The organism is Streptomyces sp. NPDC097107 (genome assembly GCF_044762405.1).
GTDB classification, from domain to species: Bacteria; Actinomycetota; Actinomycetes; order Streptomycetales; family Streptomycetaceae; genus Streptomyces; species Streptomyces thinghirensis.
In genome coordinates this window covers 103,610-124,899 of sequence record NZ_JBIWEF010000006.1, presented here as the reverse complement: position 1 = coordinate 124,899, position 21,290 = coordinate 103,610, and the positions used below count along the sequence as shown (strand labels likewise).

Below are 21,290 nucleotides of genomic sequence, written 5' to 3'. Positions count from 1 at the left end.
TGTCCTCCGCAATCGCCGTGGTCCGGCGGCTTTTTGGCGCCCTTGTTTATTAAAGGTTGTTGCAGTTCTCTGCGACCATAAAACGGCCCACACCCTTGGTCAAGACCAATCCCGCGACCGGACGGCGAAGCCCCCGTCTCGGGACGAGGGCTCGAGCCATGGCGGATGGGTGGATGGGCGGATGACTAGGCGAGGCCGGCCAGGGAGCGCAGTTTGTCGGGGTTGCGAACGATGTACACCGACTGGATGCGCCCGTCGGCCACGTCCAGCTGGAAGACGGTGTCGGGCCTGCCGCCGGACAGGGCCAGCAGGGCCGGGCCGCCGTTGAGCTCCAGGAAGCGGTAGGAGAAGTCCGGGATCCCCTTCTGTGCGGCGCCGAGCAGGAAGCGGCCCACCTTGTCGGAGCTCTCCAGCACGCGCAGTGGCGCCTTGGACTTGCCGCCGCTGTCGCCGACCAGCCGGACGTCCGGCGCGAGCAGCGCCATCAGCCCTTCCAGATCGCCGTCGGCCGCGGCGGCCAGGAAGCGTTCGGTGAGGTCCCGGCGCTGCGCCGGGTCGACTTCGTAGCGGGGCCGCCGCTCGTCGACGTGCCTGCGGGCCCGCCCGGCGAGTTGGCGCACCGCGGCCTCCCCGCGCTCCAGCATCGCGGCGATCTCGGCGTACGGGTAGCCGAACGCCTCCCTCAGCACGAAGACCGCCCGTTCCAGCGGTGACAGCGACTCCAGGACGACGAGCACGGCGAAGGACACCGAGTCGGCGAGCACGGCCCGCTCGGCGGTGTCCGGCACGGCGTCCCCGAAGTCGGTGGCGTAGGGCTCCGGCAGCCAGGGGCCGACGTACGTCTCGCCCCGCGACTTGATCTGACGCAGCCGGTCGATGGCGAGGCGGGTGGTGACGCGCACCAGGTACCCGCGCGCCTCCCGGACGCCGGAGCGGTCGGCGCCGGACCAGCGCAGCCAGGCCTCCTGGACCACGTCCTCCGCGTCGGCGAGGCGGCCCAGCATGCGGTAGGCGACCCCCAGGAGGACGGGGCGGTGCTCTTCGAAGACGTCGGTCGCGGTTTCGGTGGTCACCGTTCCATCCCAGCGGACGCGTCCGGCGGTGTCCAGGCGGAACCGCCCCCACCCGAGGCCGACCGACGACCGGGGGCTACCCGTCGGTAGCTCTTACTGACAAGGTGTCTACGCAACGCCGTCGTTCATTCGTTCCCACGACATGCGTTCCCGCAACACGTGTTCCCGCAACACGTGTTCCCGACAAGGAGCAACAAGGAGCCCCATGTCCGCAACCCTCTCCTTCACGGCCCCCACCGAGCACGGTCCGCAGGACGTCACCCTCGCCTACGCGCGCGTGGGTGAGGGCGAGCCGCTGCTACTGCTGCACGGCATAGGTCACCACCGGCAGGCCTGGGACCCGGTGGTCGACATCCTCGCGACCGAGCGCGAGGTGATAGCCGTGGACCTGCCGGGGTTCGGGCAGTCGTCCGCGCTGCCGCACGGCCTGCCGCACGATCTGCCGACGACGAACGCGGTACTCGGCGCCTTCTGCGCGGCGCTGGGGCTCGACCGGCCGCACGTGGCCGGCAACTCGCTGGGCGGTCTGCTGGCCCTGGAGCTGGGCCGCGAGAACCTGGTGCGGTCGGTGACGGCCCTGTCCCCGGCCGGCTTCTGGACGCGGGCCGAGCGGCGCTATGCCTTCGGCGTCCTGATGGGGATGCGCCGGACCGCCCGGAGCCTGCCCCTCCCCCTGGTCGAGCGGCTGTCCCGCACCGCGGTCGGCCGCACCGCGCTGACGAGTACGATCTACGCCCGTCCCGGCCGCCGCTCCCCCGAGGCGGTCGTCGCCGAGACGCTGGCGCTCGCACACGCGCAGGGGTTCTCCGAGACGCTCCGGGCCGGACGGAGCGTGCTGTTCACCGACGACGTGCCCGGCGTCCCCGTCACCGTGGCGTGGGGCGACCGGGACCGGCTGCTCCTGCCCCGGCAGGGCACACGCGCCAAGCACGCCATTCCGCGGGCCCGCCTGGTACGGCTGCCCGGCTGCGGCCACGTCCCGATGAACGACGACCCGGCGCTGGTCGCCCGCGTTCTCCTGGACGGCAGCAGGGCTCAGTCGGCCAGGGCCTTGAGGACCTCCTTCAGTACGGTCGCGTTGTAGGGCATGCCCACGTGCGGGGTGTGGTCGTCCGGGTCGATGTCCTGGAGGACGATGTTGTTGACGTAGCGGCCCTCGGTCTCCGCGAGGGCGCACGACGTGTACGGAGTGACCACGTCGTCGTACTGGGTGGCGATGACCGTGTGGCGGACGCCCTCCGTCGTCTCACCGAGATCGGCCAGCTCGCGCTGGAAGGGGTGGTCGTGCTGGAGTTGCGGCCAGGCCGGCACGACCTCCCCGACGGCGCCCTTTTCGAGGAGTTCCACCGCGCCGGGAATCTGGCGGGCGAGGTTCATCAGCCCCTGTGCCGTGACTCCGTGATTGCTGGGCGCGATGCCGACGAGGTTGCGCACCTTGGGTCCTCCGCCCAGCGCGTTCAGGTAGTAGCGCGGCATCATGCCGCCCTGCGAGAAGCCGACCACGTCGACCTCCTGGGCGCCGGTCCGCCGCAGCACCTCGTCGACGAAGTCCGCGAGCTGCCTGGCGGAGTGCTTGATGTCGCCCAGGCCGAAGATCACGGGGTTGCCGTGCCGGCCGTAGTCGAGCCGGAAGACCCGGTGACCGTGCTGTCGCAGCAGCGGTGTTGCCGTGTTCCAGGTGTAGCCCCGGTTGCCGAAGGTGCCGTGCACGAGCACCACCGGACGCGGATGCTCCTCGGTGGGCGGGGTGTTCCAGTCGTCCTCTCCCGCCTGTACGTCGACGGTAGCGATGACCTGCGCTCCGGCGGCCTGGGCGACCGCACCCAGGCGGTGCGGGGCCTCGGTGACGTCCCTGACGAAATCGTCCGAGTTGACACCGGGGATACGGGGATTGAGGAAACTCACGGTCCTCTCCTCTTCGTTGGGGAATGGCGCGGAGTTCGAGCCGACTCCTCAGTCCCGCGTCCGTCGAATTCCGCAACGATCCCTCGACCGGGGAAGAATTCGCTCCATCACGGCAGCTGCGGTCGCGTACGGGACCGGCCACTGATGGATACCGGCATCCGGATCGGCCCCACCGGCAAGCAACTCCTGCCGCTGACGGTAGAGGGATCTGAGTGACCGGCGGAGGCGCGGGCTGAGCGCCCTTGGCTCGTAGCGGGATCGGCGGCGACCGGCGGAGAGGTCGTTCGGATGGCCGCGGCCGCCGCCTGGAGATGCTCACGGCGAGGGAGCGGCCGGCTCCCGGGCCGGTTCGGCGGGGCAGCTTCTGAAGGCGAGTACGGCGTTGTGGCCGCCGAAGCCGAAGGAATGGCTCAGGGCGAGGTCGACGGGCTGCGCCCGGCTGGTGCCGGTGACGGCGTTGATCTCGGTGTCTCCTTCCTGTTTCTCGAGGTTGGCCACGGGAGGCACCCGGCCGTGGGCCACGGACAGCGCGGTGATCGCCGCTTCGACCGCCCCGGCCGCGCCGAGCAGGTGGCCGAGGGTGCCCTTGACCGAGGTCACGGAGGGCTGGTGAGGGAAGAGGCGACGGATCAGACGGGCCTCGGCGGCGTCGTTGAGCGGCGTGCTGGTGCCGTGCGCGTTGATGTGCTGCACGTCCGCAGGGCGGGCGCCGGCGTCGTCGAGGGCCCGCCGCACGGCGAGGGCGGCGCCCTTGCCCTCGGGGTCGGGTGCCACGGGGTGGTGGGCGTCGGACGATGCTCCGTAGCCCGCCAGCAGAGCGTAACCGGGGCGTCCGCGGGCCCTGGCCGCACTCGCCGGCTCCAGGACCAGGGCCGCACCGCCCTCCGCCATGACGAAGCCGTCCCGGGCGGTGTCGAAGGGCCGGGAGGCGGCCCGCGGGTCGTCGCCGCGCCGGGACAGCGCGCCCATCCGGTCGAAGCCGGTGACCCAGAAGGGCTGCACGACCGCGTCGGAGGCCCCCGCGACGGCGATGTCGCAGGCCCCGGAGCGCAGGAGTTGCAGGGCGGTGCCGATGGCGGTGGCGCCGGAGGCGCAGGCGGTGACCGTGCACAGCGCCGGGCCCCGGGCACGCAGGTGGATGGTGAGCTGTCCGGTGGCCATGTTGGGCAGGAACATCGGCAGCAGCATCGGTGAGACGCGTGCCGTGCCCAGTTCGAGCAGTTTGCGGTGCTGTTCCAGCATGGTGCCGGTGCCGCCGGCCGAGCTGCCGAAGACCACCGCGACGCGGTCCGCGTCCCAGTCGGCCGGGTCCAGGCCGGCGTCGGAGACCGCCTCCAGGGCGGCGAAGAGGGCGAACTGGGTGAAGCGATCGTACTGCCAGGGGCGTGAGCCGGGGACGTGGGCGCGGGGGGAGAAATCCGGTACGAGGCAGGCGAAGTCGACCGGCAGGCCCTTGAGTTCGGGGACGTACTGGGCGGTGGGGCGGCCCGCGCACACGCCGTCCCAGGTGGTCTCGCGGCCGGTGCCGGCCGGAGTGACCAGGCCGATCCCGGTGACGGCGACGTCGGGCGGGGCGCCGGTCACGGCTTGACGGCCTGGGCCATGAGGTCGGCCACGCCGGCCAGGGTGAGATCCGGGTCGGCCTCGCCGTCCTGTACTTCGATGCCGAGTTCTTCGGTGAGTACGACGAAGAGCTCCACCACGGCCAGCGAGTCGAGGTCCAGCTGTTCGAAGGTCGCGGTGGGGACGATGGCCTCGGGGGGCACTTCGAACTTCTCGCTGAGAACCGAGGCGAGCAGGTCGTAGGCGCGGCTGTGGGGGGTGGTGTCGGTGGTCATGTCAGGGGTGTCCTTTCCGGTCCGACGGGCGGTACCCCAGGGGTGGTGGGGTCCCGGGGTGGCGGGGCTCCGTGGTAGCGGGATAGCGGGGCTCCGTGGTGGCGGGATAGCAGGGTGGCGGGGCTCCGTGGTGGCGGGGCTCCGTGGTGGCGGGGCTCCGTGGTGGCGGGGTCCCGGGGTTCCGGGGTGGCAGGTCGGCGGTCAGCCGAGCGCGGCCGGGGCCTCCAGATCCGCCTTGACGTCCTCAAGCAGGCCCATCGCGTCCCTGCCGTTGACCACCCGGTGGTCGTAGACCAGGCCGAGGTGGACGAACCGGTGGCTGCGAGGAGTGCCGCGCGCGTCCAGGAGCACCTGGTCGTCGACGGCGCCGATGGAGATCACGCAGGTCTGGCCGGGGAAGACGATGGGGGTGGCCAGGACCATGCCCTCCGTGGTGTGCGGGGCGACCATGATGTTGGCCCCGGCGAGTTCGGCGGCCTGGAACGTGCCCCGGAACGCCTTGCTCCGGAAGCTGGTCAGCAGGTCGGCGATCCGGTCGCTGCTCAGCTCGGCAGCGTCGTGCACCACCGGGGTGTACAGACCTCGGCCCGCGTCCATGGTGACGCCCACATGGGCCCGTTCGCTCTCGCGTACCGCGCCGTCGTCGGTGAGCGCGGCGAACATCAGGGGGTGTGCCGCGTGCCGGCGCGCCAACGCCTTGATCAGCAGGACGGGCAGGGAGACGAAACTGCCGGTGCGCTCGGACAGCTGCCGGGCCAGTTCCTCCGCCTGTCCGACGTCGACCTTGGCGTAGGCGGCCGCGGCCGGAACGGTCCGCATCGACTCGGTCACCACCGCCCCCACCGTCCGCTGTCGCTTCGACAGCTGGCGCTGGGGGGAGGGGGGCGCCGACGCGGCCCGCCGCACCAGGGCCTCGACATCGGCCGTACGGATCACCGTGCGCCCGAGACCGCACAGCTCGGCCTCGGACACACCGTGGCGGTCGGCGAGCGCACGGGCAGCGTTGGTGATGCTCAGCTCCGCGCCGGGGGGTGCGGACGTCGCCGCCGGGGTGGCAGCCGACGCCCGGTAGGAGTCGCGCTCCTCGGCCGACTCGAAGAGGTAGGCGATGGTCTGCCCGGGCCTGCAGTCCTGGCCGCCGACGACGAGGACGTGCAGGATTCCGGGGCCGGTACTCTCGATCTCCTCACTGGCCTTGGAGGTCTCCACGACCGCCAGCGGTTCCTCGCCCTCGATGCTGCTGCCGTCGGGGACGAGCCACTCGACCAGGGTGTAGCTGGAGTCGTTCGTGTTGAGCGTGGGCAGCTCGATGCCGATCACTTCGTCGCCTCCATGATCGCGCGGTGGATGGTGGACGGCTGGAGCAGCACCTCGTGCTCCAGGTGCGCCGCGGTCGGTACGATGCTCGGCTCGGCACTCAGCGGCAGCACTGGGCGGGCCAGTCGGCTCCACAGCTGCTCGTGGAGTTGCTGGGCGAGCAGTTCGCCCCAGGTCCCGTCGGCCGTGGAGTCCTCCATGACACAGATGCGGTCGGCGCGGGACAGCACCGGGAGCAGCGCCTTGCTGTCGAAGGGGTAGAGCTGGGAGGGCACCAGCAGTTCACACGTGATCTCCTCTTCGAGGAGCAGGGTGCGCAGGGCGGTGACGGCCCGTTCGGTGAGCCCGCCCGGGGCCAGGACGACCCAGTCGGGGGGCCCGCAGTCCGGCGCGAACACCCGGGCGGTCTCGCTGGGATCGGCCAGCACCTCGTAGCGGAAGAGGTCGTCCACGACCCCCGCCCGGTACATGGCGCGGGTGTAGAGCACCTTGTCCTCGAAGAGCACACCGGGCTCCTCGCGGTCGAGCATCGCGGTCAGTACGCGCTGGTTGTCGTGGAACGGGGAGACTTCCCGCAGGTGCAGCGAGGGGATGCCGAGGAAGTGCTTCTGCAGGCTCTGGCTGTGCGTCGGGCCGTACCCACGGTTGCCGCCGGTGGGGCAGCGGACGACCATGCTCATCGGGACCCTGCGGCCGTACATCGACACGGACTTGGCGGCGAAGTTCAGCAGCGGGTCGAAGGCCAGCGCGGCGAAGTCCGAGAACATCATCTCGACCACGGACCGGTTGCCGGCCAGGGCCAGGCCCGCGCCCACGCCGGCGATGCCGCCTTCGCTCAGCGGTGAGGAGAGCACCCGGTCCGGGAAGCGGTCGGAGAGCCCCCGGGTCACTTTGAACGCCCCACCGTAGGGGTCGGCGACGTCCTCGCCGATCAGATAGGTGCCGGGGTGGGCGCCGAGGACGTGGTGCAGTGCGCTGTTGAGGTTCTCGGCCACGCGCTGGCGCCTGGTCATCGGGCCTCCCATCGGGACGCCGGACGCGCGCCGACCTCTCGTACGACGGCGGCGACGGCCTCCGCCTGTGCCTGGTCGGCGGCGGCGAACTGTGCGGGATGGTCCTGCCGGTAGCGGCGGTACCAGTCGTGCCGGGTCGCTCGCTCACGGACCTCGGCCGCGCGGGTGTCGTCCCCCTTGCTGTGCGGGCCCACGCGGTGGGTGACGCACTCGACGACGTACGGCCGGTGCCGGTCGCGGACCTGCTCGACCACGGGGGTGAGGGCGGCGCGTACGTCGGTGACGTCCACGGAATCGATCCGCAGGTGCCCGACGCCGAAGGCCGCCGCCCGGGTCTCGACGGTGCCGGACATCTGCCGCTCGGTCGGTGTCGACTGGGCGATCCCGTTGTGCTCCACCACGACGAGCACCGGGACCTGCCACAGCTGCGCCATGTTGAGCGCCTCGTACACGGCGCCCTCGCCCCAGGTGCCGTCGCCGATGTGGACCACCGCGATCCGGCCCGGCTCGGCCCGCTTCAGGTGCAGGCCGACTCCCACGGCGACGGGCAGGCTCTGGCCCTGTACGCCGGTCGACAGGTAGCGGTCGCGGTAGATGTGCTGGCTGCCGCCTACGCCGTGGCAGACGGCACCGGCCCGCCCCATGATCTCCGCGAGCAGACCGTGCGGGTCGTGGAAGCGGGCCAGGTAGTGGCCGTGCCCGCGGTGGTTGCTGAAGACGTAGTCGCCCTCGTCCAGCAGCGGGTAGAGCGCGACGGGGATGTACTCCTGGCCGAGGCAGGTGTGCGTGGTGCCGTGCAGCCGGCCCTGGGAGAACAGCTCCAGCACGGCCAGTTCGAAGTGGCGGATCATCAGCAGGGTGCCGAGATCGGCGTCGGACAGACGGGACAGGGGACGGGCCACGACACCGGCTTCGGGCTCGCTGTCGGGCCTGAGGTCGACCGCGGGGGACGCGGACGTGACGTTCATGACATGCTCCTTACGGAAGTTCGACCACCTGGGCGCACCAGGTCAGCCCGGCGCCGAAGCCAAGGAGCAGCGCCTTGTCGCCGGGCCGTACGGTGGCCGAGGCGAGCAGCGACTCCAGAGCCAGCGGGATGGACGCCGAACTGGTGTTGCCGTCGGTGACGATGCTGCGGGCGATCGCCACGTGCGCGGGCGGGCGCAGTCGGCGCACCATCGCGTCGATCAGCCGCCCGTTGCACTGGTGTGGCACGAAGGCGCCGATGTCGTCCCAGGTGAGCCCGGCCGCGTCGAGTGCGTCCCGGGCCACTTGCGGCATGTGCGACCCGAACCAGCGGACCACCCGGGTGCCGTCCATGTGCATGTACGGGCGGGCGGCACCGGGTTTGGGCGGGGCGCTGGTCATCCAGGGCTCACCAGGGCCGTGGGTTCCCCACACCGCCGGTCCGATCCCGCCGTGCTCCGCGGCGCTCACCACCGCGGCCCCGGCGGCATCGCCGAAGACCATGACGGTCCCGCAGTCGTCGGGGTCGGTGATGTCGCTCAGCCGCTCGGCGGCGACGACCAGGATCTGACGCGCCTGCTGTGCGGCGATGAGTCCGGAGGCCAGGGTCAGCCCGTAACTGAACCCGGCGCACCCGCCGTTGACATCGAACCCGCCGGCCCGGCCGGCTCCGATGCGATGAGTGAGACTGGCGGCCCGGCACGATGCCTGGCCGACGCTGCTCGCGGAGGAGAACACGACACAGTCCAGGTCCTCGGCGAGCACTCCCGCGTGGGCCAGGGCCTTGTCCGCCGCCTGCGCGGCCATCTCGACGAAGGTGTCGTCGGGGTCGGCCTTCAGCCTGGTCCGGATGCCGGTGATCTGCTCGATCCAGCCTTCCTCATGGCCGAACCTGGTGTCGAGTTCAGCGCTGGTGAGCAGGCCACCGGGGCGGTGGACGCCGATGCCGGTCAGCCGTCCCGCGCCCCGGGCCATCAGCGGGCTCCGTCCGCCGCGGCGACGGCTGCCTGGCCGTTCACGTAGTCGAGGGTCCGCCGGACGGTGCGCAGGTCGTGCACCGCCTCGTCCGGGATGGGAACGCCGTAGCACTCCTGGATCCGCTCGGCCAGTTCGATGACGGCCATCGAGTCGAACCCCAACGATGTGAAGGGCGCGTCGGCCGGCTGCTCCGAGACCGCCCGGGCCGCTTCGGCGCCGGCGATCTCGGCCACCATCGCCGTCAGGTCTTCCAGAGTGAAAGGGGACATGCGGAAACTCCAGCTGATGAGATGCGGGGAGGGGTGACGGGAGGGACGGGAGGAGAGGACCGCGCGTGGGTCACTGGGCGGGCAGCATGACGTCGCGGCTCAGGAAGGCGAGCATCCTGCGGAAGTAGTCGGAGTCGAGCACGGGCGGGGCGCGGTGCGCGGACGCCGCGGTGGGGCCGGTGTCCTGCCCCGGGGCCGGGATCATCTGCCGGAGGGTCTCGCCGGCCAGCCGCAGGGTGCTGCGGGGGACCTCGTCGCCCAGGTCGCGAAGCCGCTCCAGCCAGGTGTCGAACGGAACGAGCGGAAGGTCGACACCCGCGACCGTCAAGCCCTGGAAGTACGACCGGAAGGGCAGCGGCTCGGGATCGATCACGTGGAACACCTGTCCTCGGGCACGCCGGCTCAGGGACAGGTCGACGATGGCGCGGCTGGTGAAGTCGACCGTGCCCACCGGCAGGAGACCGGGGTGGTCGGGGGCGCACCCGGCGCGGATGCTCGCCGTCGTCAGGTGGACGAACCAGTCCGACTTCCCCACCAGGCCGGTGCGCGAGTCCGCCAGGATCACCCCGGGCCGGTGCACCATCGTGGGCGATCCGCGCTCCGCGGCCTGCGCGACCAACTGCTCGGCGACCCATTTGGTGGCGCAGTAGCCGGAGACACCGGTCCCGGCCTCTCGGGCCGCCGGGATCACCCCCATCGTCGAGATGTAATGCACGGGAATTCGGCGGGTCCGGGTCGCCAGTCTCAGGATTTCCAGGGTTCCCGACACATTGCAGCCACGCAGGATCGGGTAACTCGCCAGAAGATTGACCCAAGCACCGCAATGGTAAATGACGTCGATACCGCGCGAGAGGCCCGAGAACTCCTCGTCGGTCAAGCCGAACCGCGGCTTCGCCAGGCTGCCGGGCACGACGTCGATCCGGGACATGTGGTGCTCCGGCACATCCCGGGCGCGTAACTGACCGGCGAGCCGCTCTCGGGCCTGAGCGGCCGACTCCGCTCTCACCAGGCAATGGATTCGAGCGTGGGTTGCATCCAGCAGGTCGGCGAGCAGGAAACCGCCGAGGAAGCCCGTGGCTCCCGTCAGCAGAATTCTCTCAGGCGGCCCTTCGGGAACATCGGTCAGAGCAGACGCATCGATTTCCGCCGGAAGTCGCAAATCGTCGGCGCTCGGGAAACTGGCCATACCAACACCGCATTTCAGCACAGGCGAGATTCGGTCCTGCCCTGAACACTCCCCGCACCTCACGAGGTTTACTACAGAAATCCTCCACCAGTGGGAGCGCAGGGCGCATCCTTGGCCGTCACCCGCGCCCGCACCACCACAACGGGTGAGTAGGGCTCATTCATTCGGACAGGCCACGGCTCCGATCGGACGACCGGAACGTACGCCCGGAGCGCGTTACCGGTATCGCGCGCCGTCGGTTGTACACCAACGCGCTTACACGGGCGTGGCGTTGCGAAACGGGGGGCGGGGGGAGGGGGCGGCCCGAGCGTAAAGACAGATGAGACGGACACAGCCAATAGGACGCTAGGCAAGGGGGGTTGACTCATGGCCGCAGGGCCTGAGATGCCGGAGGTCCCCGATCCCGGTGGCTGCGGGGCGAGTTCACACTCCGAACCAACGAAGGCGTTGCCCGAGGCATGGCAGCCTCTGCTCGGCCGCCCGGCCCTCGCGGAGCTGCTCGGGCACCCCCTCGCGGGCGCCGCGCTGAATGAGATGCGCCGGCTCCTGCCACCCCACGTCGCCGTGCACTCTCTGCGGACGTTCCTGCTGGCCGACGCCTGTGCGCGGGCCCACGGGACCGCCTACGACCGGGTCGGCCTGCTGGCCGCCGCGGCGTTCCACGACGCCGGGCTGGTAGGGCGCACTCCGCTCGGTCGCGGTGGATTCCCGTGCCGCTCCGCTCAGTTGCTCGACCACTTCCTGGCCCGGCACCAGGTGGGCACGGTGCGGCGCACGACCCTCACGCGTGCGGTGCGCGAGCACATGCGGCCGTTCCCCGCTCGGGACGCCGGACCCGAGGCGCGGCTGCTGCACTTCGGCGTGTGGCTGGACGTCACCGGGCGCGGCGAGCGGCAAGTGCCCGGTGACCGCCGCCTGTTGGCCGGACTGGCGCCCACCCCCCGGTTCGCCGTGTCCTTCTCCGCCCGGGTGGTGGCCTGCGGGCTGCGCCGGGTGCTGCCGGGCTCCCCGGTCGCCCACCGGTGACCGGGGAGCCCGGCGACTCGCCCTTCCCGTCGCGAAAGGAACCGCAGACATGCAAGAAGACCAGCGTGTTTTCGATGTCGCCATCGTCGGAGGCGGCATCGGCGGGACGATGCTGGGGACCGTACTCGCACGTCACGGTGTACGGGTGCTGCTGCTCGAAGGCAGCGGCCACCCCCGGTTCGCCATCGGAGAGTCCACCGTCCCCGAGACCACGTTCGGCCTCCGGGTGCTGGCCCGCCGCTACGACGTCCCCGAGCTCGAGCACCTGGCGACCAACGCGGCACTGCGCCGCCACGTGTCGTCGAACAGCGGGGTCAAGCGAAACTTCAGCTTCATCTACCACCGGGAAGGTGAGCCCACCCGGCCCGACGAGTGCACCCAGTACCCCACCTGGGGACCTCCGCTCGGTCCCGACTCGCACTACTTCCGGCAGGACGTGGACGCCTACATGTTCCACGTCGCCGTCTCCTACGGCGTGACCGCGTACACCCACACCATGGTCGACGACGTGAAGTTCGAGGAGGACGGCGCGACTCTCGTCACCCGGGACCGGGGCACCTTCCGGGCTTCGTACGTGGTCGACGCCGGCGGCATGCGGGCGGTCCTGCCCGAGCGCCTCGGGCTGCGGCAGGAACCGCCCTACCGCACGAGGTCGCGCACGATCTTCACGCACATGGTGGACGTGCGCCCCTTCGACGCCGTGGCGCCTCCGCGTGAACAGCACGGCATGCCAAGCCCGTTCAGCCAGGGAACACTCCACCACATGTTCCCGGGCGGATGGTTCTGGGTCATCCCGTTCGACAACCAGTCGACCAGCACGAACCAGTTGTGCAGTGTCGGCATCAACCTCGATCTCGACCAGCACCCCCGGCCGGAGGACATCTCGGCGGAGGAGGAGTTCTGGCGGTACGTGCGCCGGTTCCCCAGTGTGGCCCGGCAGTTCGAGCGGGCGCGGGCGGTCCGGCCGTACGTGTCCACCGACCGCACCCAGTTCGCCTCGCAGAAGGTGGTCGGCGACCGGTGGTGTCTGCTGCCGCACGCCAGTGACTTCATCGACCCGCTCTTCTCCAGCGGTCTCGCCGTCACCGTGATGGCACTGAACGCGCTGAGCCACCGGCTGATCGACGCGGTGCGCCAGGACGACTTCGACACCTCCCGGTTCGCGTACCTGGATCACTGGACCAAGCGCATGTTCCGGTTCTACGACGACCTGGTGTCCTGCAGCTACATCGCGTTCGACGACTTCGACCTGTGGAACGCCTGGAACCGCGTGTGGACCATCACCACGCTGTACGGCACGAACGCCCAGAACCAGGTCGCCGTGACGTTCGAGAAGACTCACGACCCGGCCTGTTTCGACATGCTGGAGCTGCCGCCGTACCGAGGTCTCCAGGGTATGGACAACCCCTGGGTGGAGCGGATGTTCGACCAGTCGCGGGACGCTGTACTCGCCTATCGTGCGGGCGAGTTGACGAAGGAGCAGGCGATCGCACGCATCTACGAGCTGCTGGGCGAGAGCGGACTGGTCCCGACGGTGTGGGGCACCCTGGACCCCGACGACCGGTGCCCGTCCGGGGTGTTCACCCTCTGGCCGCTGATGAAGATCCTGCTGTGGGGCAAGTACCGCTCACCGCGGCACGTCCGGGGCTCCTACTTCACCGGCGGAGCGCGGCTGGTGGGCAGGGAAGCGGTCCAGGCGTACACCACCGAGCTGCGCGCCGGCAGCTCCCAAGTGCACCAGACCGTACGGGACATGTGGCTCAACTGGAACCGCGACTGGGCGCGGCGACCCGCTCCTCGGAAATGAGCAGGGAAGGACATTCCTGCCCCTGACGGAGGCGCATATTCCGGTTTGCCGCTCCAGGGCCTCGGGTAGGAAAACCACATGGCCGACAAATGAAAAGTCGGCCGCGGTTCTCCCTGTTCAATCCGAGAGACAACGGGCTGCAATCCACGATGGTGCGACATTCCACCTGCCAATCGCCCGCTGAATGCTCCTGGGAAGAAATCTTCCAGCATCAGGACCGCCTCATGCGGCTGGTTCGGCGAAGACTACCAAGCTTTCAGGACGCCGAGGACTGCGTTCAGGAAACCATGGCCCGGGCAGCCGCCCACGCCGCGTTGGACAGGAATCGACTCGGTGCCTTTCTGACGTCCGTGGCGCTTCGCCTCTGCATCGACTTCTACCGTGACATGGAGCGTCGCAGCAGACTCCTCCAGCGTGCGGCGCTCGCGGAAACCCCGGGTACGACTGAGGAGGACGTCTGCGACGAAGACTTCGGCAGATGGCTTCTGGGCCAGGTACAACACCTGCGGGGGCGGGAGCAGGAGATCATACTCGCCCGCGCCAAGGGTATTTCCACTGCGGAATTCGCCCGCATACACAACATCTCCGTCAAGGCGGCCGAAGCCGCCTTCACCAGGGGCCGCGCGCGATTGAAGAACGTCTGCGCGAAAGCCTTGGAAGGCTGCGCCCGATAACACCCGAAAACCGCACCTCTCCTATCGCAGAGAAACGGAAAGGGACCCCACTCATGGGTAATAGCAAGAACGTCCAAGACATCTTCAAGGATTTGGTCGGTGATATGACCGACAGCTGGAAGGAGGCTTTCGACGACCTCCTGAACCGAGACGACGACTCAGGATCGTCGCGCGGCTCCGACAACGCCGTCAGCACGCTGGCCGGGCTGCCCCCGAACGCCCTCGCCGCACTGGCCGGGGCCCTCAACCCGGCGACCGCGCTCGCGGGTGTCACCAATCCGCTGGCCGCCCTCGGCGGGATCGGCACGGCCGGCAACCCGCTCGCCGGCCTCGCCGCGGGGGCCGCGGGCCCGCTGGGGAACATCGCGGGCGCGGCGCAGAACCCCCTGGCCGCGCTCACCGGTGTCGCGGGCGGCGGCAACCCGCTCGCGGCCGCGCTGGGCGGGGCGGGCAACCCCCTGGCCGCGCTGGGCGGGGCGGCCAATCCGCTAGCCGCGGTCGGCGGCGCGGCCGGCGCGCTCGGCGGGCTCGGTCAGATGGCCGGAGGCCTCGGACACGCGGCGAGCGGGGCGGGCGACCTGATGGCGCTCCCGGCCCAGCTCACCCAGCTGCTCCAGGTGCTGCCCAAGCTCATCGAGGCGGTCCAGGGCCTGCAGAACCTGACCAACCTGCCGGCCCAGGCCGGTCAGCAGGGGCTGGCGGCCCTGCAGGGTCTGACCGGTCAGCAGGGGCAGGGCGGGAAGCCGTCCCAGGGCGGACAGTCCTCGACCTCGGGCTGACCGGCCGTGCCACCGTCCCGCCCGGCCCCGGCCGTCTCCGTGGTGCACCCCGACCGCCGTTCCGTACCCGGGTCCCGATCTGAGGAGGATCACACACGATGACGTCTGTCGTCGGCGATCGGCTGCGTCTCGTGGTCAGGGTCCTGGGCAGCCTCGTGGCCGACGAGGTGGGACAGGCGACCCGGCTGCGGAGGCGTACGAAGCGGGACACGCGGTCCCCGGCGGAGGGCCCCGTCGGCTCCGCCGGGTCCGCGGCCGAGGCCACCGCCGGGGCGGAGCAGCGCCGCGCCAAGGCGGTACGGCATGCCCTGGAGAGCCTCGGCCCCTTCTATGTGAAACTCGGCCAAATCCTCTCCACCCGGCCCGACATGGTCCCCCAGTCCATCCGGGACGAACTGCAGAACCTGCACGACGAGGTCGACGTCCAGCCGTTCTCGGAGTTCGAGCCGGTACTGGCCCGGGACCTCGGGCCGAACTGGAAGCTGCGCTTCGACGACATCGAGACCGTCGCCCCGCTGGGGGCGGCGTCCCTCGCCCAGGTCTACCGCGTGACGCTGCCCGGCGGGCGCGCGGCCGTGGTGAAGATCCAGCGACCCGGCATCCGCGAGGGCGTACTCGCGGACATGGCCCTGATGCGCCGGGCGTCGAAGATCGTGGCCCGCGTCGCTCCCCGGTTCAACGAGGTCATCGACATGGAGGCGATGCTCGGCTCGGTCTTCGACGCCATGGAGCCGGAGCTGGACTTCACCGGCGAGGCCCGCAACATGGACGAGGCCCGCGGGCAGGTCCGGTCGTTCCGTTCGCTGGAGGTGCCCCGGGTACTGCACGCCAGCCCCCGGGTCCTCGTCCAGTCGCTGGCCGACGGGAAGTCGGTGCGGCACGTCGACCGCGCCCACTTCACGGACGACGAGCGCGTGGAGATCGGCAAGGACCTGCTGCGGTTCATGTACCACGGGTACTTCGTCCATCGCTTCTTCCACGCCGACCCGCACGCCGGCAACGTCTTCGCCACTCCCGGCGGACCCGCGACGCTGATCGACTGGGGCATGGTCGGCCGCCTGGACCGCAGGACCAGTCTTCAGCTGCTGCCGCTGTTCATGACCTTGGCGCAGAACGACGGAGCCGGGCTGGCGCAGCACTGGGCGGAGATGGGCCGGGTGACGCCGTGGGCCAACATGCCCGCGTTCGCCGCCGACATGGCCGCGTTCGTGCCCACGGTCTCCCATCTCTCACTGGAGGACATGAACTTCGGCGTCGCGCTCACCACTGTGCTGGCCAAGGCGACCAAGCGCGGGATCGGTTCGCCGCCGGCCGTCTCACTGCTGGGCAAGTCCTTCGCGAACCTCGACGGTTCGGTGCGGTGCCTGGCTCCCGAGATCACGCTGCCCGAGGTGTTCCAGGCGGAGGTGCCGAAGATCCTTTTCGCACTGGGCCGCGAGTTCCTCGGCCGCAACCAGTTCGCCCGGAACTCCATGGAGCTTCTGCTGGCCGCCGTCACCAGTCCGGAACAGGTCCGGGGCGTCCTCTCCGACGTGGCCAACCGTCAGTTCGCACTGAACATCCACGAGCCGCGCACTCCCGCCGCGATGGGCGGCCAGCGGCCCACCCGCCCCTCCGGAAGCCTGCTCGCGCTGGGTGCCGCGGCCTTCCTGCTGGGCCGTCGCCGCTCCGGATGATCCGGGCCCGCACAGCCACCCCGCCCCACCCCAAGGAGATCCCATGCCGGAATCCGCACGTCAGCAGTCACCGTTCGCGCCGGCCGCCGCAACCCCGCACGGCATTTCGCGGGCGGCGCTCTGGACGGCCGCCGCCCACGCGGCGGAGTGCCTCCGGCCCGCGCCGCTCGTCCGCGACCCGTGGGCCGCCGACTTCCTCCACGCGGCCGGGTTCGACGGGGGCCCGCCCGGCGACGGACCGATGCAGCGCCTGCTGCCCGACTATCAGGTGGTACGCACCCGCTTCTTCGACGACTACCTCCTCGCCGCGGCCCGTTCGGGCTGCCGCCAGGTGGTGCTGCTCGGCGCCGGACTGGACACCCGTGCCTTCCGGCTCGACTGGCCGACCGGGGTGCACGTCTTCGAGGTGGAGGACGCGGCCGTACAGGCCTTCAAGGAGTACGTACTGGACTGGAGCCGGCTCTCCTGCGGACGCCGCACCGTCGTCGAAGCCGACGGCACAGCATCCTGGCGGGAGGAACTCGGGGCGGCGGGATTCGATCCCGGCAGGCCCACCGCATGGCTCTGGGAGGCACCCATGTACTTCCTTCGGCCCCCGGAGGTGGAGGCCGTCGTCGCCGCGATGACCAAACTCTCCGCGCCCGGCAGCATGTTCGGCGCCGAGTGCGTGAACTCCGCGACCACGCCCTCCCCGTTCGTCGCGCCCTTCATGGACGCCCTGTCGACGATCGGACTGGCCTGGAACTGGCAGATCGCCGAGCCGGAACGCTGGTGGGCGGAGCACGGCTGGGACGCGGCGGCCGCCGACCTGTACGCGCTGCCGTACGCGGTCGAGCGCCTCTCCCCGTATCTGCCGCTGGTCGGCACGGTCGCCGCGGAGTGCGTCTTCCTCACCACCGGAACGCTGCGCGGCGCTCCCTGACACGGCACCACGCGCAGGCCCCGGACGGTGTGTCCGGGGCCTGCGCGTGGTGCCGTGGCTACGGCCGCTCCAGCTCCAGCAGCGCCGCGAGCCACAGGTCGGGGAGTTCGTCCGCGGTCGCCAGGGCCTCGTCGTGAACGACGGTCAGGCACGCGGTGTCGTGCTGGCTCGTCAGCGTCGTCACACACCGGATGCCTGACGCGACGCCGGCGAAGACGGCCGCGCGACGGGCCGCGACCCCCTGGTGGACCAGGGCCGTGCCGAAGTTCACGCTGCTCACCGGGCCGGCCACGAACGCCCCGCGGACCAGGCGGGTACCGACGGTGGCGCCGAGCGTCCGCGGGGCGGCGGACAGCAGCAGGCGCATGGCGTCGCGCCGCCGGCTCTCCCGCAGCCGGCCCGTGCGGGCGACGACCCGGGCCAGGGCCCGCTGGGGTGACTCCTCGTCGCAGGGCAGCAGGAGCCGGGCGGTGACCATGCGGTTGCCCGGGGCGTACTCCTCCCCCGGGGCCCGGACCGACATCGGGATCGACACGGGCAGCGCCGGATGGGCCGAGCCGGTGTCCTTCAGGTACCAGGTGCGGACGGCGTGGGACAGGGCCGCGAGATAGACGTCCGTGACCGTGCCGCCGTGGGCGCGGGCGATGGCGCGCAGCCGGGCCAGCGGGGTGTCGGCGTGGCAGACGTCGACGCGGCCCGTGGATTCTCCGTCGAACGCGGGTTTCGGGGTGGGCGCTCGGAAGGCGGCCACGACCTCGCCCAGGGCGTCCGCGAGGCCGTGTGCGGTGGGCCGGGCGGGACGCTGTGGGGCCGGTCCGCCCTCGGGGTGGTCTCCGAGGAGAGCGCGGGCGGTGTAGGCGGCGCCCATGCCGTCCTGGAAGGTGTGGTCGGTTCGGTAGACCAGGGTGTGGCGGTCCGCCGGGCCGTGGACCAGCCACACCTCCCAGGGCGGCCGGTCGTCCGTGCTCATCGGCCGGGACAGCATCAGGCGGCTGGTCGCCGACCCGTCGGTGTCCTCGGGCAGCCACGCCTCGTGCACATGCCGGTCCACCGCGATCCGGTCCACTCGCCGGAATTTCCTGTGGTCCCGTGCGATGCGGTAGCGCGACGTCGGGACACGGTGGACGCGTTCGGCGACCCGCGCGCGTACGGAGTCCAGGGTGGGGGCACGGCCTTCGAACCCGAACGTGAACGCGAGGGGCAGGGGACTGCCGCCCGTCGCCAGGTGGAAGGCGACATCTGCGGTACCCATGGACAGGGACGGCGGCAGGCGGCCGTCCGTACCGAAGTCGGGACGCATCGTGGAACCTCCTGGTCGGGTTCTGAGGATCTGTGGGGCTGCGAGGCCGGGGTCTGCGGCTCATGGCTAGCGGTGCGGTCCATGTCTAGCGGTGCGGTCCATGGCTAGCGGTCAGCGGACACGGGGCCTGCGGAGCCGGAGTCCGCGGTCTGCGGAGCTGGGGTACGGATACGGGCCGCGCCCGCCGTCAGCACGTATGCCGCGCGATTCGCCCCGTTGCGTCCACGTACGCCCGCAGCAACGGCCGAACGGGTCCGCGTGCGGGCAGGCGCGGGGCCCGGGAACGGTGCCACGGGAGCGGTTCGCCGGGTTCCGGCTCACCCAGCAGGGCCGCGGCCACGTGTGCGCCGTGCGCCACGGACAGGGCGAGTCCGTGCCCGCAGCAGCCGCCGATGTACCAGACGCCGTCGAAGCCCGGCACCGGTCCCACCACCGGCAGGTCGTCGCCCGTCATGCCGATGCGGCCGGACCAGCGGTGGGTGACCCGTACCCGGGCGAGGTCCGGATGCAGGGACCGCAGCCACCTCTCCAGCCGGGCCCAGGCACGCTCCCTGACGGCCTGGAGACGGGGAGCGCCGAGACCCGCCGGGACCGTGGCGGTACCGCCGCCCGCCACCAGGCCCTGGTCCGGGAGCAGCCGGAAGTACGGCGCCAGCGGGACGGCGTCGACGACGGAGTGCCCGGCGCGCCCGCCCAGGGCCTCGTAGGCCGGGGCGCTCAGCGGTTCGGTGGCGACGGCGTACACCTCGAGCGGCAGGACGGTGCCCACCGGCAGGTCCAGTGCCTGCGCGGCTGAGTTGACGGCCAGCACCGCCTGACCGGCGTAGAGCCTGCCGTGCGGGAGGACCAGCTCGGGGCCGACCAGATCGCCGGGGCGGAGGGCCAGCAGCGGGCTGCGGCCGTAGAATCGCACGCCCTTGTCGGCGCAGGCACGGGCGAGGGCGCAGGTCAGGGCGGCCGGGTCGAGGGTCGCGGCGGGGCGGTGCAGGAGTGCCGCCCGGTAGGGCACGCCGACCCGGTCGAGGATGCCGGCCGGGGTGAGGACGGGGACGTCCAGACCGAGTTCGCGGCAGGCGCGGGCCTGGCGGGCGAGTGCCACCAGGCCCGCGGACGACCGCGTGGCCACCAGCTGCTCGCCGGGCCGCAGCCCGCAGGGCACGTCGAGCCGGGCGCACAGGTCGAGGACGTCCCGCACCGCCCGCTCACTGGCCCGGTGCATCCTGCGCGCCGTCTGCGGGCCGAAGCGGCGCACCGCGCGGTCGACCGCGGGGCCGGCCCGGGGACCCAGCAGACCGGTGCCCCGGCCGCTGGCGCCGGCGGCCGGGTGTTCGGCGTCCACCACCGCGATGTCGAGCCCCGGGGCGCGTTCCGCCAGGTGGTAGGCGCAGGACAGCCCGGCCAGCCCGGCCCCGACGACGGCCACGTCCGCGGTGACCACGCCGTGCAGCTGGGGCTGCGTCGGCAGTTCCGCGGGGTCCCAGTACGGCGTTCCGGCCGGCGGCCTGGTCATCCGGCGGCGTCCGGCACCGGCTCGGTCAGCGCACCGAACCGGCGGTCGTGCCACAGCAGCGGGCGTCCGCCGCCCACGTGCACGGCGGCGACCCGGCCGACGACGAGGTGGTGGTCGCCGTAGCGGCGTACGTCCTCGGTCAGGCACACCGACCAGGCGAGCGCGCCGGCCAGCACGGGGACGCCCAGCACCTGCCGGGTGTCGGTCCCGGCGAACCGCTCCGCCGCGGTCGTCATGGGGGACGCGAACCGGCCCGCGAGCTCCTGCTGTTCCTCGCGCAGCAGGTGCACGGCGAAGGCCCGCCGGCCGCGAACGGCGGCGAGGGTGCGGGAGCCGTCGCGCAGACAGGCCAGCAGCAGCGGCGGGCGGGCGGAGAGCGAGGTGACGGCGGACACGGTCATACCGAGCGGGCCGTCCGCGCCGCGGGCGGTCACCACGGTCACCCCTGCGGCCAGCTTGGCGTACAGGCCGAGGCAGCGCGCGGCGCCCGGCCCCGGTTCCTCGTGCAGCGGTTCCTCGTGCGGCGGATCGGCGGCCGGCGGCGGGGCGCCAGCGACGGCCGCCCGGTCAGTCACGATCCGCAGCCGCGCGCTCATCGATCACCTCCGCGTTCGCCAGGCCCCGCAGCACGCGGGCGATGTTGGTACGCAAGGTCGACTCGGCCACCGGGTCGAGGATCTCGGCCATGGAAGGGATGCCGAGGTCGAAGGCCGCGCTGAAGACGACGAGCGTGCCGCCGTCCCTCGGTTCGCAGCGCCAGCTCCCCTCGAAGGTCTGGAAGTCGCCGCTGAGCTGTTCGAAGGCGAGGGAGTGCGTCTCGGGCGAGTAGGTGTCGCGTTCCCGCCACCGCATCAGGCCACCCCGGAACTCAACGGTCCAGTTCGAGACCGTGGAGCCGTCGGCCAGCGGAGGCTCGACGTGCACCTCGCGGAAGGTGTCGCTGTACTCGGGAAAGCGGCGGAAGTCGCTGATGCGGCTGTAGACGTCGGCGGGTGCCAGTCCGTCGGCGAGGGCGTGCAGTACCACGTGGCGCATGGGTCGTTCGGTTCCT

General features: G+C 71.5%; 21 protein-coding genes. 7 read left to right on the top strand and 14 right to left on the bottom strand.

What is annotated here, in order from left to right:
• Positions 1-185: 185 nt before the first annotated feature.
• On the bottom strand, positions 186-1,073 hold the full coding sequence (locus tag ACIQ1J_RS15985) for an RNA polymerase sigma-70 factor (RefSeq protein WP_403557303.1): 888 nt from the start codon (positions 1,071-1,073) through the stop codon (positions 186-188).
• Between the two features lie 205 nt (positions 1,074-1,278).
• Between ACIQ1J_RS15985 and ACIQ1J_RS15980 the strand changes: the two genes are divergently transcribed.
• Positions 1,279-2,157 (top strand): alpha/beta fold hydrolase, encoded by an 879-nt coding sequence (locus ACIQ1J_RS15980; protein ID WP_403557302.1) that lies wholly within the window; start codon positions 1,279-1,281, stop codon positions 2,155-2,157.
• On the opposite strand, the gene ACIQ1J_RS15975 is transcribed toward ACIQ1J_RS15980, so the two are convergent.
• The 9 genes from ACIQ1J_RS15975 to ACIQ1J_RS15935 form a co-directional block, all read right to left on the bottom strand.
• Complete coding sequence (locus tag ACIQ1J_RS15975; protein WP_403557301.1) at positions 2,109-2,978, bottom strand: esterase/lipase family protein; 870 nt, start codon at positions 2,976-2,978, stop codon at positions 2,109-2,111. The genes ACIQ1J_RS15980 and ACIQ1J_RS15975 overlap by 49 nt on opposite strands.
• 315 nt (positions 2,979-3,293) lie before the next feature.
• The gene (locus ACIQ1J_RS15970; protein WP_403557300.1) at positions 3,294-4,562 is read right to left on the bottom strand and encodes a beta-ketoacyl-[acyl-carrier-protein] synthase family protein; all 1,269 of its coding nucleotides are present in this window, start codon (positions 4,560-4,562) and stop codon (positions 3,294-3,296) included.
• Positions 4,559-4,816 (bottom strand): acyl carrier protein, encoded by a 258-nt coding sequence (locus tag ACIQ1J_RS15965; protein ID WP_403557299.1) that lies wholly within the window; start codon positions 4,814-4,816, stop codon positions 4,559-4,561. The genes ACIQ1J_RS15970 and ACIQ1J_RS15965 overlap by 4 nt, the downstream gene beginning before the upstream one ends.
• 201 nt (positions 4,817-5,017) lie before the next feature.
• The gene (locus ACIQ1J_RS15960; RefSeq protein WP_403557298.1) at positions 5,018-6,136 is read right to left on the bottom strand and encodes a 2-oxo acid dehydrogenase subunit E2; all 1,119 of its coding nucleotides are present in this window, start codon (positions 6,134-6,136) and stop codon (positions 5,018-5,020) included.
• Positions 6,133-7,146: an alpha-ketoacid dehydrogenase subunit beta gene (locus tag ACIQ1J_RS15955; protein WP_403557297.1), complete on the bottom strand. Its 1,014-nt coding sequence runs from the start codon at positions 7,144-7,146 to the stop codon at positions 6,133-6,135. Before ACIQ1J_RS15955 ends, ACIQ1J_RS15960 begins: the two co-directional genes overlap by 4 nt.
• Positions 7,143-8,114: a thiamine pyrophosphate-dependent dehydrogenase E1 component subunit alpha gene (locus tag ACIQ1J_RS15950; RefSeq protein WP_403557296.1), complete on the bottom strand. Its 972-nt coding sequence runs from the start codon at positions 8,112-8,114 to the stop codon at positions 7,143-7,145. Before ACIQ1J_RS15950 ends, ACIQ1J_RS15955 begins: the two co-directional genes overlap by 4 nt.
• 10 nt (positions 8,115-8,124) lie before the next feature.
• Positions 8,125-9,087: a ketoacyl-ACP synthase III gene (locus ACIQ1J_RS15945; RefSeq protein ID WP_403557295.1), complete on the bottom strand. Its 963-nt coding sequence runs from the start codon at positions 9,085-9,087 to the stop codon at positions 8,125-8,127.
• Positions 9,087-9,359, bottom strand: coding sequence for an acyl carrier protein (locus ACIQ1J_RS15940; protein ID WP_403557294.1), 273 nt, complete (start codon positions 9,357-9,359; stop codon positions 9,087-9,089). The genes ACIQ1J_RS15945 and ACIQ1J_RS15940 overlap by 1 nt, the downstream gene beginning before the upstream one ends.
• Before the next feature lie 70 nt (positions 9,360-9,429).
• Entirely contained in the window at positions 9,430-10,545 is a 1,116-nt protein-coding gene (locus ACIQ1J_RS15935) for a thioester reductase domain-containing protein (protein WP_403557293.1), read from the bottom strand.
• Between the two features lie 366 nt (positions 10,546-10,911).
• On the opposite strand from ACIQ1J_RS15935, the gene ACIQ1J_RS15930 reads away from it, so the two are divergent.
• The 6 genes from ACIQ1J_RS15930 (at position 10,912) to ACIQ1J_RS15905 (ending at position 17,429) form a co-directional block, all read left to right on the top strand.
• Positions 10,912-11,571, top strand: coding sequence for an HD domain-containing protein (locus ACIQ1J_RS15930; RefSeq protein ID WP_403557292.1), 660 nt, complete (start codon positions 10,912-10,914; stop codon positions 11,569-11,571).
• Positions 11,572-11,620: 49 nt separating this feature from the next.
• Positions 11,621-13,378 (top strand): NAD(P)/FAD-dependent oxidoreductase, encoded by a 1,758-nt coding sequence (locus ACIQ1J_RS15925; protein WP_403557291.1) that lies wholly within the window; start codon positions 11,621-11,623, stop codon positions 13,376-13,378.
• A gap of 89 nt (positions 13,379-13,467) precedes the next feature.
• Entirely contained in the window at positions 13,468-14,052 is a 585-nt protein-coding gene (locus ACIQ1J_RS15920) for an RNA polymerase sigma factor (protein ID WP_403557290.1), read from the top strand.
• 104 nt (positions 14,053-14,156) lie between these two features.
• The gene (locus ACIQ1J_RS15915) at positions 14,157-14,831 is read left to right on the top strand and encodes a hypothetical protein (RefSeq protein WP_403557289.1); all 675 of its coding nucleotides are present in this window, start codon (positions 14,157-14,159) and stop codon (positions 14,829-14,831) included.
• A gap of 98 nt (positions 14,832-14,929) precedes the next feature.
• The gene (locus ACIQ1J_RS15910) at positions 14,930-16,507 is read left to right on the top strand and encodes an AarF/ABC1/UbiB kinase family protein (protein ID WP_210959732.1); all 1,578 of its coding nucleotides are present in this window, start codon (positions 14,930-14,932) and stop codon (positions 16,505-16,507) included.
• 43 nt (positions 16,508-16,550) lie between these two features.
• Entirely contained in the window at positions 16,551-17,429 is an 879-nt protein-coding gene (locus tag ACIQ1J_RS15905; RefSeq protein ID WP_403557288.1) for an SAM-dependent methyltransferase, read from the top strand.
• Positions 17,430-17,487: 58 nt separating this feature from the next.
• Here ACIQ1J_RS15905 and ACIQ1J_RS15900 read toward each other — a convergent pair whose 3' ends face one another.
• The 4 genes from ACIQ1J_RS15900 to ACIQ1J_RS15885 form a co-directional block, all read right to left on the bottom strand.
• Complete coding sequence (locus ACIQ1J_RS15900) at positions 17,488-18,729, bottom strand: wax ester/triacylglycerol synthase domain-containing protein (protein ID WP_403557287.1); 1,242 nt, start codon at positions 18,727-18,729, stop codon at positions 17,488-17,490.
• A 187-nt stretch (positions 18,730-18,916) separates the two neighbouring features.
• On the bottom strand, positions 18,917-20,239 hold the full coding sequence (locus ACIQ1J_RS15895; protein ID WP_210959735.1) for an FAD-binding oxidoreductase: 1,323 nt from the start codon (positions 20,237-20,239) through the stop codon (positions 18,917-18,919).
• The gene (locus ACIQ1J_RS15890) at positions 20,236-20,835 is read right to left on the bottom strand and encodes a flavin reductase family protein (RefSeq protein WP_403557286.1); all 600 of its coding nucleotides are present in this window, start codon (positions 20,833-20,835) and stop codon (positions 20,236-20,238) included. Before ACIQ1J_RS15890 ends, ACIQ1J_RS15895 begins: the two co-directional genes overlap by 4 nt.
• Positions 20,807-21,274, bottom strand: coding sequence for an aromatase/cyclase (locus ACIQ1J_RS15885; RefSeq protein ID WP_210959739.1), 468 nt, complete (start codon positions 21,272-21,274; stop codon positions 20,807-20,809). The genes ACIQ1J_RS15890 and ACIQ1J_RS15885 overlap by 29 nt, the downstream gene beginning before the upstream one ends.
• Between the last annotated feature and the right edge of the window lie 16 nt (positions 21,275-21,290).

What these genes read in the sequence shown, in the direction of transcription:
- ACIQ1J_RS15980 (WP_403557302.1), top strand. Translation starts at nt 1,279, where the DNA reads ATGTCCGCAACCCTCTCCTTCACGGCCCCCACCGAGCACGGTCCGCAG.
- ACIQ1J_RS15965 (WP_403557299.1), bottom strand. Translation starts at nt 4,816, where the DNA reads ATGACCACCGACACCACCCCCCACAGCCGCGCCTACGACCTGCTCGCC.
- ACIQ1J_RS15955 (WP_403557297.1), bottom strand. Translation starts at nt 7,146, where the DNA reads ATGACCAGGCGCCAGCGCGTGGCCGAGAACCTCAACAGCGCACTGCAC.
- ACIQ1J_RS15950 (WP_403557296.1), bottom strand. Translation starts at nt 8,114, where the DNA reads ATGAACGTCACGTCCGCGTCCCCCGCGGTCGACCTCAGGCCCGACAGC.
- ACIQ1J_RS15945 (WP_403557295.1), bottom strand. Translation starts at nt 9,087, where the DNA reads ATGGCCCGGGGCGCGGGACGGCTGACCGGCATCGGCGTCCACCGCCCC.
- ACIQ1J_RS15940 (WP_403557294.1), bottom strand. Translation starts at nt 9,359, where the DNA reads ATGTCCCCTTTCACTCTGGAAGACCTGACGGCGATGGTGGCCGAGATC.
- ACIQ1J_RS15935 (WP_403557293.1), bottom strand. Translation starts at nt 10,545, where the DNA reads ATGGCCAGTTTCCCGAGCGCCGACGATTTGCGACTTCCGGCGGAAATC.
- ACIQ1J_RS15930 (WP_403557292.1), top strand. Translation starts at nt 10,912, where the DNA reads ATGGCCGCAGGGCCTGAGATGCCGGAGGTCCCCGATCCCGGTGGCTGC.
- ACIQ1J_RS15925 (WP_403557291.1), top strand. Translation starts at nt 11,621, where the DNA reads ATGCAAGAAGACCAGCGTGTTTTCGATGTCGCCATCGTCGGAGGCGGC.
- ACIQ1J_RS15920 (WP_403557290.1), top strand. Translation starts at nt 13,468, where the DNA reads ATGAAAAGTCGGCCGCGGTTCTCCCTGTTCAATCCGAGAGACAACGGG.
- ACIQ1J_RS15915 (WP_403557289.1), top strand. Translation starts at nt 14,157, where the DNA reads ATGACCGACAGCTGGAAGGAGGCTTTCGACGACCTCCTGAACCGAGAC.
- ACIQ1J_RS15910 (WP_210959732.1), top strand. Translation starts at nt 14,930, where the DNA reads ATGACGTCTGTCGTCGGCGATCGGCTGCGTCTCGTGGTCAGGGTCCTG.
- ACIQ1J_RS15905 (WP_403557288.1), top strand. Translation starts at nt 16,551, where the DNA reads ATGCCGGAATCCGCACGTCAGCAGTCACCGTTCGCGCCGGCCGCCGCA.
- ACIQ1J_RS15900 (WP_403557287.1), bottom strand. Translation starts at nt 18,729, where the DNA reads ATGCGTCCCGACTTCGGTACGGACGGCCGCCTGCCGCCGTCCCTGTCC.
- ACIQ1J_RS15895 (WP_210959735.1), bottom strand. Translation starts at nt 20,239, where the DNA reads ATGACCAGGCCGCCGGCCGGAACGCCGTACTGGGACCCCGCGGAACTG.
- ACIQ1J_RS15890 (WP_403557286.1), bottom strand. Translation starts at nt 20,835, where the DNA reads ATGAGCGCGCGGCTGCGGATCGTGACTGACCGGGCGGCCGTCGCTGGC.
- ACIQ1J_RS15885 (WP_210959739.1), bottom strand. Translation starts at nt 21,274, where the DNA reads ATGCGCCACGTGGTACTGCACGCCCTCGCCGACGGACTGGCACCCGCC.